Source organism: Prauserella cavernicola (genome assembly GCF_016595675.1).
Taxonomy (GTDB): domain Bacteria; phylum Actinomycetota; class Actinomycetes; order Mycobacteriales; family Pseudonocardiaceae; genus Prauserella_A; species Prauserella_A cavernicola.
The window spans coordinates 1-11,128 of record NZ_JAENJH010000021.1 but is presented as its reverse complement, the minus strand read 5'-3'; the positions used below and the strand labels follow the sequence as shown (position 1 = coordinate 11,128).

Annotated in this window: 12 protein-coding genes; 1 reads left to right on the top strand and 11 read right to left on the bottom strand. The window is 68.5% G+C overall.

Features of this window, described 5'->3' with window-relative positions:
- Window positions 1-138: 138 nt before the first annotated feature.
- Window positions 139-510, bottom strand: coding sequence for a hypothetical protein (locus tag JHE00_RS34410; RefSeq protein WP_200326365.1), 372 nt, complete (start codon window positions 508-510; stop codon window positions 139-141).
- A 71-nt stretch (window positions 511-581) separates the two neighbouring features.
- On the opposite strand from JHE00_RS34410, the gene JHE00_RS34405 reads away from it, so the two are divergent.
- On the top strand, window positions 582-1,541 hold the full coding sequence (locus tag JHE00_RS34405) for a LysR family transcriptional regulator (protein ID WP_200326363.1): 960 nt from the start codon (window positions 582-584) through the stop codon (window positions 1,539-1,541).
- Here the strand turns inward: JHE00_RS34405 and JHE00_RS34400 are convergent.
- The 10 genes from JHE00_RS34400 to JHE00_RS34355 all read right to left on the bottom strand — a co-directional run bounded on the left by JHE00_RS34400 (window position 1,520) and on the right by JHE00_RS34355 (window position 10,829).
- Window positions 1,520-2,272 (bottom strand): SDR family NAD(P)-dependent oxidoreductase, encoded by a 753-nt coding sequence (locus JHE00_RS34400; protein WP_200326362.1) that lies wholly within the window; start codon window positions 2,270-2,272, stop codon window positions 1,520-1,522. The two genes, JHE00_RS34405 and JHE00_RS34400, sit on opposite strands and share 22 nt — an antisense overlap.
- Window positions 2,273-2,279: 7 nt before the next feature.
- Window positions 2,280-3,581 (bottom strand): TRAP transporter large permease, encoded by a 1,302-nt coding sequence (locus JHE00_RS34395; protein WP_200326361.1) that lies wholly within the window; start codon window positions 3,579-3,581, stop codon window positions 2,280-2,282.
- A complete protein-coding gene (locus JHE00_RS34390) occupies window positions 3,574-4,122 on the bottom strand; it encodes a TRAP transporter small permease (protein ID WP_200326360.1) in 549 nt (182 codons plus the stop codon). The genes JHE00_RS34395 and JHE00_RS34390 overlap by 8 nt, the downstream gene beginning before the upstream one ends.
- Window positions 4,123-4,143: 21 nt before the next feature.
- Complete coding sequence (locus tag JHE00_RS34385; protein ID WP_200326359.1) at window positions 4,144-5,193, bottom strand: TRAP transporter substrate-binding protein; 1,050 nt, start codon at window positions 5,191-5,193, stop codon at window positions 4,144-4,146.
- Between the two features lie 272 nt (window positions 5,194-5,465).
- The gene (locus JHE00_RS34380; protein ID WP_307832235.1) at window positions 5,466-6,611 is read right to left on the bottom strand and encodes an acyl-CoA dehydrogenase family protein; all 1,146 of its coding nucleotides are present in this window, start codon (window positions 6,609-6,611) and stop codon (window positions 5,466-5,468) included.
- Between the two features lie 31 nt (window positions 6,612-6,642).
- Window positions 6,643-7,407 (bottom strand): SDR family NAD(P)-dependent oxidoreductase, encoded by a 765-nt coding sequence (locus JHE00_RS34375; RefSeq protein WP_200326358.1) that lies wholly within the window; start codon window positions 7,405-7,407, stop codon window positions 6,643-6,645.
- Window positions 7,408-7,438: 31 nt separating this feature from the next.
- Window positions 7,439-7,990, bottom strand: a complete 552-nt coding sequence (locus JHE00_RS34370) for a carboxymuconolactone decarboxylase family protein (protein ID WP_200326357.1) — start codon at window positions 7,988-7,990, stop codon at window positions 7,439-7,441.
- Window positions 7,974-8,855 carry an NAD(P)-dependent oxidoreductase gene (locus JHE00_RS34365; protein WP_200326356.1) on the bottom strand — a complete coding sequence of 294 codons (882 nt, stop codon included), beginning with the start codon at window positions 8,853-8,855 and terminating at the stop codon, window positions 7,974-7,976. Before JHE00_RS34365 ends, JHE00_RS34370 begins: the two co-directional genes overlap by 17 nt.
- Window positions 8,852-10,420 carry a long-chain-fatty-acid--CoA ligase gene (locus JHE00_RS34360; RefSeq protein ID WP_230425517.1) on the bottom strand — a complete coding sequence of 523 codons (1,569 nt, stop codon included), beginning with the start codon at window positions 10,418-10,420 and terminating at the stop codon, window positions 8,852-8,854. Before JHE00_RS34360 ends, JHE00_RS34365 begins: the two co-directional genes overlap by 4 nt.
- 46 nt (window positions 10,421-10,466) lie before the next feature.
- Window positions 10,467-10,829 (bottom strand): hypothetical protein, encoded by a 363-nt coding sequence (locus JHE00_RS34355; protein ID WP_200326354.1) that lies wholly within the window; start codon window positions 10,827-10,829, stop codon window positions 10,467-10,469.
- Window positions 10,830-11,128 lie beyond the last annotated feature (299 nt).

The following is an 11,128-nucleotide window of genomic DNA, read 5'->3' as shown; positions in this document are numbered from 1 at the left end:
GGGACACGAAGGCCTCCGGTTCGTGAAGCGGTTCCTCGACAGCTCCACTTCACAACCAGAGGCCTTCGCCTGTCTCAACGACAAGCCGACATCAACCCAACCCCGAACAACGTCCCTGGACATCACAGCTAGCCGGCGTCAGGGCACCGCGAGTCCGCCGACGGCCACGTGGGCGTTGTCGATGGCGTCGGCGGTGACCGTCCGGAGGTTGGCCCGAGCGCGATCGAGCCACCAGCGCCCGGTCAGCGCCGCCTCGACGCTGTCACCGGCGAACGGCCCCTCGACCACGGTCAGCTCGCCCGCCTCCGTTCGCCGCACGAGATCGCGGGCGACCCCGGCGATGACGGGGTCGAGTGCCACGACGACCTGGCGCAGCGACCCGACCGTCCAGTACGCCTCGCGGCTCAGTTGCGCCCTGTTGTCGTGCCTGCCCGCGATCACCAGTGCGTCGCGGGCCACGCGGAGTAGCTCACCGGCGTTCGTTCGCTGGAGTTCGCGCTGTCTGCTCACCCCACCAGTCTTCCGAAGCCCTGAGTTGAGTGGAAGTTACTTATGGTGCCGGTCTGAGGTAGCGTGACTGAATGCCCCTCGATCCGCGTCGGTTGCTGTTGCTCCGCACGGTCCGGCGGATGGGCAGTGTGATCGCCGCGGCGCGGGCGCTGCACCTGACCCCCTCCGGTGTGTCCCAGCACCTCGCGAAGCTCGAAGCTGAGGTGGGGCTCTCCCTCGTGGACCGCGAGTACCGCGGCGGTGGACGCGCCATCCGCCTCACGCCGGCGGGCCAGGCACTCGCCGAGCACGCGGAGCGGGTGGCGAACGCGCTCACCGCGGCCGAACGCGGCATGGACGAGTACCGCAGCACGCCCCAGGGGCCCGTGCGCATCGGCGGGTTCTCGGTGGCGCTCAGCGAACTGGCCGCTCCGGTGGCGATGCGACTGGCCACCACGCACCCGGCGCTGAACCCGTCCATCTACGAGGTCCCCGAGCCCCAGGTTCTGCGCATGCTGGCCGACGGCGACCTCGACCTGGTGCTCAGCGAGCGGGTCGAGGGCCGGGTGTTCACCGGCTCGCCTCGGATCGTCGAGGTCGAGCTGGTGCGAGACCCGTTCCGGGTGGTCGTGCCGGACAGCTGGCCCGCCGACGTCGACGAGGCCGCGCTGCTGCGGCGCCCCTGGATCACGACCTCGTACGGTGCGGCGACCCGCCGCACCCTGGAGGAGATGTGCCGTGAGCACGGTCTCGAGCTCGACGCCCACGACATCGGCACGGGAAGCGCCCCGACCCTGCTGGCACTGGTGGCCAACGGGCTCGGCGCCACGATCATCCCGGCCTTGACCCTGCGACAGAACCCGTCGTCGAACGTGCGGATCAGCAACGCCATCGCCGACCCCGGTTCGAGGGTCCTCACGGTCCTCTGCCGCGACGACGCGCCGCCACTGGTCACGTGGCTCGTCGCGGAGCTCAAGCGATTCGCCTCCAGCGAGCTTCAGCCTGCCGCCTTGCCACGACCCGACGCCGGTCAGGTCTCCGGGCGGTCGTAGCTGCGCGGCCGTGACATCGCCGAGTAGCCGCCGTCGACGTGCAGGAGTTCGCCGGTGATGAACGACGAGCTCTCGCCGAGCAGGAACGCCACCACCTCGGCGACCTCGCCCGGCGAGCCGAGGCGGCCCAGTCCGTGCAGGTCGGCGATCTTGGATTCGTCCAGGCGGGTCACCTCGGCCAGTCGCGGCGTCCGGACGTAGCCAGGGACCACGCAGTTCGCCCGCACGCCCCGGTCGGCGAGCTCGACGGCGAGCGAACGGGTCAGCTGATGCACGCCGGCCTTGGCGACGCCGTACGCGACCCTGGTCGGGAAGGCGCGTTCTCCCGTGATCGAACCCGTCGTCACGATGGAGCCACCGTCCGGCATGGTGCCAGCGGCCAGACGCGCCCAGATGAACGTGCCCGTGAGGTAGGTGTTGATCGCGAGCCGCCAGCCGTCCAACGGCAGCTCGAGCACCCCGCCGACGACCGACGTTCCCGCCATGGCGACCAGTCCGGTGATCGGGTCCTGCTCTGCCCATGCCACGATCCGCTCGTAGGCGCTCGCGCTGGACTCCTCGTCGGACACATCGCAGCCGAAGAACGCCACCCGCGCGTCGTCGGCGCGGTTCGGCGGGTTGCGGTCGACGACGGCCACCCGGTGACCGGACTCGAGGCAGCGATCGACGACGGTGGTGCCGATCCCGCCGCTGCCGCCGGTGACGACACAGACTCCTGCATTCGCGGACATGTGCGAACTACCCCACTAACCATTCGGCGACGGTGACCACGACGTCGGGCGCGGCGAGCATCGCAGCGAGAACCAGGAAGTCACCGGCCACGAACGCGGCCGCTCCGCTGAAGGCGTGACTGAGCTTGCCTCCCGCGGCCGCGTGGGTGACGAAGACGTTCATCCCGAGCGGGGGAGTGGCCAGCCCGATCTCGACGGTCTTGACCACGACCAGACCGAACCACACGGGGTCGTAGCCCAGACTGGAGATGATGGGGAAGGTCAGCGGCAGGGTCATGATCAGGACGGCGGTCATCGACATGAACATGCCCAGGACGAGATACACCGCGATCACGGCCAGCAGGATCAGGAACCGGCTGCCCTCGATGCTGGTGATGAACTCGACGACCGTCAGCGATGTCTTCGACAGGGTGAGATAACGGCTGAAGATACCGGCGCACACCATGATCAGCACGATCATTCCCGTGGCCGACACCGTGCCGATGATCGCGGCGCGGATGCCGGGCAGCCGCAGCCCGCCGAAGGTCATCGAGATGATCAGCGCTCCGGCCGCGCCGATCGCACCGGCCTCGTTGGGGGTCATCAGTCCCGAGTAGATACCGCCGAGCACGAGGACCAGCAGCGGAATCCCCGGCAGCGCACCACGAAGCGAGCTGAACCGCTCCCTCCAGGTGACGGTCGGGACCTTCGGTACCGCCGACGGAGCCACGCGTGCCCACAGGAAGATCACTCCGATGTAGACAATCGCGGTGGCGATGCCCGGCAGCAGGCCGCCCGCGAACAGCAGGCTGATCGACGTGTCGGTTGCCAGCGCGTAGATGATCATCGCGACGCTGGGCGGGATCATCACCGCGAGTGTTCCGGCGGAGGCGACCGTGCCGAGCGCGATGCGGTCGCTGTAGCCGTAGCGCCGCATCTCGGGCACGGAGATCTTGCCCATCAGGCCCGCCGCGGCCACGCTCGAACCCGACATGGCGCCGAAGACCGCGTTGGCGCCCACCACGCCCATCGCGAGTCCACCTCGGACCGGGCTGAACCAGTCCCGCGCCATCTTGAACAGTCCCGACACGATCCGCCCGCCGGAGAGGAACTCCGCCATCAGGATGAACATCGGGATGCTCACCAGCGAGTAGCTGGCGGTGTCGCTGACGGGCACGGACTTGATCACGTCCAGGGCGCCGTCGACGCCGACGGCCATGGCGAGCCCCACCACTCCGGCGATCGCCAGCGCGTAGGCCACGGGGATGCTGGTGAAGACCAGCCCCAGCAGGACGAGGAACGGGACCCACATCTCGGCGTTGTCAAACACGGTCCTTCTCCTCCTCCGCCTCGGCGGGCGTGGTCTCCGCGCGGACGAGCCCGGACACGACGTCGACGACGATCCTGATGCCGAGCACCGCCGAGCCGAGCGCCACGACGAGCCAGGTGGCACCGGCGGGCAGCGGGATCACCGTGGTCGACGTCGTCACGTCCCACCGGTCGATCGCGCGCTCGAACCCGGCGTAGGCGAGGTAGCCGAAGATCGCGCCGACGAGTGTCAGCGGGATGGCCGTGATCAGCAGTCGCACGCGTGGCGACACCTTCTGGACGAGGATGTCGACGCCGACGTGTTCCTTGTAGCGCTCGCCCCGGGACAGTCCCAGCCACACGGCGGCGACGAGCAGGAAACCCTCGACGGTCTCGTAGGTTCCGGTCAATGGCTGGCGGAAGAACGTACGACCGGCGACGTCGATCAACGTCAAGATCATAATGAGAACGACGGCGGCGCCACTGGCGTAGGTGAGCACGTTCTCGACGCGGTGCAGGGGGCCGGGCCGGCCGGGCGGGCGGTCGTCATCGTGTTCGGGCATGGTGATCGCAACTCCCTGCGGCTAGGACTGAGCGGCGTCGTCGAGGTATCCGCGCCAGGCGGCCATCAATGCCTCGCCGTCCTTGCCCGACTCGGTCATGCGCGTGGCCCACTCGTCGGCGATGTGCTGGTAGGCCGACTCCCATTCGCCGGGGTTGGGCACGTCGTACACCGTCATGCCCGCATCGGCTGCCTCCTCGTAGGACTTCTGCTCGACGTCGTACACCTCGGGCGGAGCGCTCCGCTGGACCGCGGCGGCCGCTTCCTCCACGATCCGCTGTGCCTTCGGGCTCAGGCTCTGCCACCAGTCGTCGTTGACGGCGTAGATCAGTGAGGCCGACCCGACCTTGAGATTGCGCGTGGCGTAGCCCGCCACGTCGAAGAGGTCGTAGGAGGCGATGCTGACACCGCCGAGCGCGGAACCGTCGATCACACCGCGGTCGAGCGACATGTAGGTGTCGGCCACGCTCATCTGCACGGGAGAGGCGCCCAGTGCCTGGATGGAGTCGTTGAGCGCGCCGCCGCCCCCGCGGACGATCAGGCCGTTCAGGTCGCTGGGGTGCTCGAGCTCGGTGTCGCTGGTGACCAGGTTGTAGGGATCGACCGCGTAGGCCATGACCGGGCGCATGTTCTGGTCGGCGAACTCGCCCATGGCGTGGTTGCGCAGGAACTTGATCAGCGCTGCGGAACCCTGGATCGAGTCGTCCTGCAGGGCGCCGGGAACCTCGGCGATGCCGGCGATGGGGAGGTAGTCGGAGATGTAGTTGGACACGAGCGAGCCCATGTCGATCACGCCGTCCTGCAGCGCGTCGTAGGTACTGGTCGCGCCCACCAGTTCACCGCCGCCGATGTAGTCGACGTTGATGTCGATGGTGTCGTCGGCGCGCTTCTCGAGTTCCTCGATGAACGGCTCGGACCACGCGTCCCTCGTCGGATGACCGCTGGTGAGGTAGTCGCCGAAGCGAAGGTCGATGGTCTCCTTCGTCGTCGGCACTTCCGTCCCGCTACAGGCGTTGAGCGCCAGGCAGAGCGTGGCCAGTACGGCCGTGCCGGTCAGCATCCTTCGTCGCATGTGACCTCTCCTTCGCCGGTGCCTCGTTGCTGTCCGGCTGGTTCGTCAGTGCTGTGTCGCCGCGGCGCTCCGGGTGCCACCCGACTGCGGGCGCCCGGCGATCTTCAGCACGCCGATATTTTGTTGGACATTTAAAGGACTGTCAATATGCGAGATCGAAGAGGCCGATTCCGCGCAGGAGCGGTCCAACGGCAAGCGGACGTGCGCGGATACCGCGTGTGAGCACAGTGGACACGCGGGGCGAGATCTCCGCTCTGCCAGGCTGTTACTGCTTACAGAGCCCTGGCGACGAGCTCCTTCATGACCTCGTTGGCGCCGCCGTAGATGCGCTGCACGCGCGCACCCGCGAAGATCCGGGCGATCGGGTACTCCAGGATGTAGCCGTAGCCGCCGAAGACCTGCAGGCATCGATCGGCCACGGAGAACAGCATGTCGGTGCTGAGCAGTTTCACCTGCGATGCGGTGGTGGCATCGAGCCTGCCGTCGTTGTGCAGCGAGATGCAGTGGTCGAGGAAGGTCCGCGCCGCGAGCACCTGGGTCGCGCAGTCGGCGAGGACGAACCTGGTGTTCTGCAGGTCCCACAGGGTCCCGCCGAACGCGTCGCGCTGTTTGGCGTACTCGACGGCGAGCTCGACCGCGTAGTCGGCCTGCGCGACCGCGCCGATGGCGATCGCCAGCCGCTCCTGGGGGAGCTGGGCCATCAGCTGGCCGAAGCTCTCGCCTTCGCCGCCGATGAGGTTGTCCGCGGGTACCCGCACCTGGTCGAACGACAGCTCGCGGGTGTCCTGGCCGTGCTGACCGATCTTGTGCAGCGGCTTTCCCCTCGTGAGCCCGGGAACGTCGGTGCCTTCGACCGCCACGAGGGACAGTCCCCGCGCTCCGGGGCCGCTGGTACGGGCGACCACCAGGATCAGGCCGGCCATAGAACCGTTGGTGATGAAGGTCTTGGCGCCGTTGATGACGTAGCCCGCGTCCTCGCGAGTGGCGGTGGTCCGGATCGTCTTGAGGTCCGAGCCGGTCGTCGGCTCGGTCATCGCGATGGCGCCCACCAGCTCACCGCTGGCGAGCCGGGGCAGCCAGCGCCGCCTCTGCTGCTCGGTGCCGTAGCGGAAGACATAGTGCGCCACGATGGTGCTGTGGATCGCGTACGGCAGTGAGTCGTCACCGAGCCTGCCCTGCTCCCAGAGGATCACGGCCTCGTGCAGGAACGAGCCGCCTCCACCGCCGCACTCCTCGGGAAGGCTCGGGCACAGCAGTCCCTGGCGGCCCGCGTCCAGCCAGGTCTCGGAGTCGACCCTGTGCTGCCTGCTGAAGCGTTCCTGGTGTGGCAGCACCGAGTGGGTGAAGAAACTCCGTGCCATGGCGCCGACGTCGCGCAGTTCGTCGTCGAGCCACGAGGGCGTGTAGCCGTCGCGCACGTTTCTCGTCCTTTCGTCGGAACCGGGCGGGTCAGGTCAGCTCCATGCCGCCGTCGATGGTGAACGTGGCACCCGTGACGTAGTCCGCCGCCCGCGAGGCGAGGAACACCGCCAGCGGACCGATCTCGTCGGGTTCGCCGATCCGGCGCTGCGGGATGTTGGCCAGCATCCGGTCGAGCACCTTCGGTTCGCTCATCGAGGCGCGCGTGATCTCGGTGGCGAAGTACCCGGGCGCCAGCGCGTTGACGGTGACGCCGTGGCGAGCCCACTCGCGGGCCAGCGCGCGGGTGAACTGGGCGAGCGCCGCCTTGGCCGTGACATAGGCCGTGTGCTGGGGCATCGCCCGGGTGGCCCAGGACGAGGTCACGTTGATGACCTTGCCCGATCCGCGTCGCACGAGTTCCCTGCCGACCGTCCGGGTCAGGTTGACCACCGAGACGAGGTTGAGGTCGAGGATCGCGTTCCAGTCCTCGGCCGAGGTGTCGAGGAAAGGCGTCGGGTAGTGCACCCCCGCGTTGTTGACCAGAATGTCGACGGCGCCGAAGTGGTCGATGGTCGCGGCGAGAATCGCTTCGCCCGCCGAGGGATCGTTGAGGTCGGCCACGACGGGCAGGACTCGCTGGCCCGTGGGATCGGCGACCTTGGCCGTGTCGGCGAGGTCGGCCTCCGAGCGCGCGACGGCGGTGACGCGGGCTCCGGCGTCGGCGAGCGCGACGGTCAGCGCGCGCCCGAGGCCTCGGCTCGCTCCCGTGACGATGGCGACGCGATCCTCGAGCTGTGTGCCGGAGTTCGTCATCTACTGTCCTTTCCGGATCTTCGGGCCATGCTCAGTCCGGCTCGACGGTGAGTGCCGCGCCGTTCAGCGCGAACGCGAGCATGTGGTACTGGCCGACCAGCATCAGGCAGTTCAGCGCCTGGGCCTCGTCGAGCCGCTCGCGGATCGCCGCCCACGTGGCGTCGGTGACGGTCGAGTGCCGATGCAGCTCATCGGCGAACGCGAGCAGCGTGTGGAGCCAGGTCGTGGGTTCTCCCGGGGGGCTCTCGCCGCGGATCAACGTCAGGTCCGCTTCGGAGATACCCGCCTCCGCTGCCTTGGGCTCGTGCTTGTCCCACTCGTAGCGGGAGTCGCAGTTGTTCGCGGTACGCAGGATCAGCACTTCCCGCTCGTACGCGGTGAGGCCGGGCGCCTCCAGGAAGTAGTCGCACAGCGGCAGCCACGCGTCGAGCAGCCGTGGGCTGTTGGCGAGCACGCGATAGACGGCCAGTTCCGTGCGACGTGCCGTGAAGGGCGCGACCGGCGGGTTGCCGGTCACCGCTCGCGCGGTCTCCTCCGATGTCCGCAGCGACACCCGTGGCTCGTCGTCAGCGCTCGGGCCCATCGTTGCTCCTCTCCTGCGTGGCGACCCGCACCATCGCGGGGTAGTAGTGCTCACCGAGACCGCTCCTGCTGGCACGGTCGAGCAGCTCCTCGGCCGCGGCCAGACCCGGCATCGGCCCGGCCCGCCCGGCGAGGTCCACCGCGAGCCGGATGTCCTTGAGGGCGTAGTCCACCGAGAACCTGCCCGCGGGATAGCTGTCGTCGATAAGGGCCTGGCCGGCGTCTCCGGAGAGCGCGAAACTGCCCGACGATCCCTCTCGGAGCACGCCGAGCACGGTCGCAACGTCCAGGCCGTTGGCGCCGGCCACCGCCGCCGCCTCGGCGAGGGTGTGCACGTTCATCAGCAACACCATGTTGTTCAGGATCTTCACCGTCTGACCGGAACCGACCGGTCCACAGTGCACGATGGTGCAGGCCATCTCGGAGAACAGCGGATCCAGCTCGGCCGCGACGTCTGCCTCACCGCCGACCATCATCAGCAGCTCGCCGCTGACCGCCGCCTGCCTGCCGCGCGCGACCGGGGCGTCGCAGAACGCGATGCCGTGCTCGGCCAGCGACCTCGCCACGACCCGGGTGCGTTCCGGGTCGCTGGTGCTGAGGTCGACGACGCACCGTGGCCGCGCGTCGACCAGGTCACGGCACACCTGCTCGACCTCCCGGATGCTCGGCAGGCAGAGGAAGACGACGGTGTCGGGGGAGATGCCGTCAGAGAGCTGCTCGACGCGAGTCCAGGGGACGTCGCCCGGCAGGCTCGCGGTCTGGTCGGGGTCGAACCCGGACAGGGTTACCCCGTCGGCGCGGGCGAGGTTGGCGGCTATCGGGGCTCCCATCGCGCCGAGACCCACGAACAACACGGACCGGTTCACCGCGCCACGTCCTCTCCGAGGTCGGCGAGGCCGCGAAGCCGCTTCTTGTCGAACTTGCCCACGCTGGTCTTGGCGATCTCCGGGACGAACTCGATCCGGTCGGGAATCCACCACTTCGCCACCTCGTCGGCGAGGTGGGCCCGCAGGTCGTCGGAGGACAACGTGGAACCTGCCGTGCGCACGACGAAGGCGCAGGGTCGCTCGCCCCAGCGTTCGTCCGGTACCGCGACGACACTCGCCTCCAGCACCTGGGAATGTGCCATGATCGCGTTCTCGAGCTCCACCGACGAGATCCACTCGCCGCCGGACTTGACCAGGTCCTTGGTGCGGTCGACGAGCCGGAGCAGGCCGTCGTGGTCGCGGGTCACGATGTCGCCCGTGCGCATCCAGCCGTCCTCGGTGAAGCGGTCCGAGTTCTGCTCGTCGGCGTTGTAATAGGACCGGGCGACGGTGTTGCCCGAGAGCAGGAGCTCGCCGCCCACCGAGTCGTCGACGCGCACGTCGACCAGCGGCATCGGGCGGCCCTGGCTGAGCCTGGCCGACATCCACTCGTCGCTGCCCTCGGCGAGCCGAGCGGGCGGGCGGCCGACTCCGAGCAACGGGTTGACCTCGGTCATGCCGAAACCCTGGATCGCGGGGATACCGATCCGGTCCAGCCGGGTCAGCAGGTCCCTGCTCAGCGGTGCCCCGCCCGCGACGACCTCGCGCAGCGACGAGACGTCCGGCAGGTCGTCGAGCTGGGAGATGCCGTGCCAGACCGTGGGCACCGCGGCGGCGAACGTGACCCGCTCGGCGGCGATCATCCCGGCGATCTCGGACGGCGCCGACGTGGTTCCCGGCAGGACAAGCCGCGCGCCGACCATGAGGCTCGCGTAGGGCAGTCCCCAGGCGTTGGCGTGGAACATCGGCACGAGCGGGAGCACGATGTCGCGCTCGGCGAGGCCGTACTGATCGGGCAGGCACTGCAGGAGCGTGTGCAGGACGGTCGAGCGGTGGGAGTAGACCACTCCCTTGGGCTGGCCCGTCGTTCCGCTGGTGTAACACATCGCCGCCGCCGAGTCCTCGGGGATCTCGGGGAACTCGAAACCCGGTTCGCCGTCGGCGATCAGAGTCTCGTGGTCGAGTCCGGCTCCGGGGCCGATGGTGACCGTGTGCTCGAGGGTGTCCGCGGCAGGCAACCGATCGCGCAGCTCACTGTCCACGAACACCACCCGGTCCCCGGCGTGCTCGATGACGTAGCGGATCTCGTCGCGGTGGATGCGAATGTTCAGCGGGTGCAGCACGGCGCCCATCGCGGGAACGGCGAGGTAGAGCTCGAGATGTTCGAGGCTGTTCGAGGCGAAGGTGGCGACGCGGTCACCGGGCCGGATCCCCAGGCGATGCAACGACGAGGCGAGCCTGCGTGCCCGTTCGATCGTCTCGGCCACGGTGCGGACGTGCCGCTCGCCGTCGCGGTAGCCGACCACCAGTTGCCGGGCGAACACCGTCTCGGCGCGCTCGGCGAAGTCCTTGAGCAGCAGCGGCCGATTCATCATCAGGCCCGTGAACGCGACGTTGCGCATCATGGTCAGTCCAGCTCTCTGTCAGGGGCACGGCCGCCGTCGTGGCGGTTCACACGGTGGTGAAGACCGGAAAAACGCTGCGGTAGTCGAAGTCCGGTGAGGTGCCCAGCTCCGCACAGTTCGTGATCGAGGCCCAGAGGTCACGTGCGGAACCGCGGACCCGGTAGACGGCCAGCGAGTGTGCCTGCGGTCCGATCAGGGGGACGCCCTCGGCAGGGCCGTGGGCTACCGTCGAATCGAGGTCGTAGCGACGGACCGACTCGATCTGGGGAAACCGTTCCAGCACTTCGGGAATGTGGTTCTCGTCGTACCACGTGGACAGTTCCCGACGTCGCTCGTGTCGAGCTCGGGCGAAGACGAGCATCAACTCGGCCGGCTGCTCTGCCGGCTCGGATGGGGAGGTGGCGGACACGCCGGTCATAATGTTGGACATTCGCCGGGGAGTCAAGCGTCGTGATCTACCGGTGCCGACTGTCGTCGTCGCGCGTTCTACTGCGGCTGACGGCTGAACTCAAGACGTGTCCAACAGGCTTTCTGATCGGTCTAATCTGCGGTATTGTCGAACATTGACCGCTATTCTCTCTGGGTTCGGTTCGGTTCGGTTGGTAGGTGACGTTGTGGTGGAGCCCCGCGGGGACCAGCAGGCCCGGGTGATCGGGCAGAAGGTGCTTCGGCCTCGGGAGCAGGTGGAGGAGCGCATTCGTGTTGCGA

Bases quoted from the DNA above. Each gene is read 5' to 3' on its own strand.
- JHE00_RS34400 (WP_200326362.1), bottom strand. From the start codon at position 2,272: ATGTCCGCGAATGCAGGAGTCTGTGTCGTCACCGGCGGCAGCGGCGGG.
- JHE00_RS34405 (WP_200326363.1), top strand. From the start codon at position 582: ATGCCCCTCGATCCGCGTCGGTTGCTGTTGCTCCGCACGGTCCGGCGG.
- JHE00_RS34390 (WP_200326360.1), bottom strand. From the start codon at position 4,122: ATGCCCGAACACGATGACGACCGCCCGCCCGGCCGGCCCGGCCCCCTG.
- JHE00_RS34385 (WP_200326359.1), bottom strand. From the start codon at position 5,193: ATGCGACGAAGGATGCTGACCGGCACGGCCGTACTGGCCACGCTCTGC.
- JHE00_RS34370 (WP_200326357.1), bottom strand. From the start codon at position 7,990: ATGGGCCCGAGCGCTGACGACGAGCCACGGGTGTCGCTGCGGACATCG.
- JHE00_RS34375 (WP_200326358.1), bottom strand. From the start codon at position 7,407: ATGACGAACTCCGGCACACAGCTCGAGGATCGCGTCGCCATCGTCACG.
- JHE00_RS34360 (WP_230425517.1), bottom strand. From the start codon at position 10,420: ATGATGCGCAACGTCGCGTTCACGGGCCTGATGATGAATCGGCCGCTG.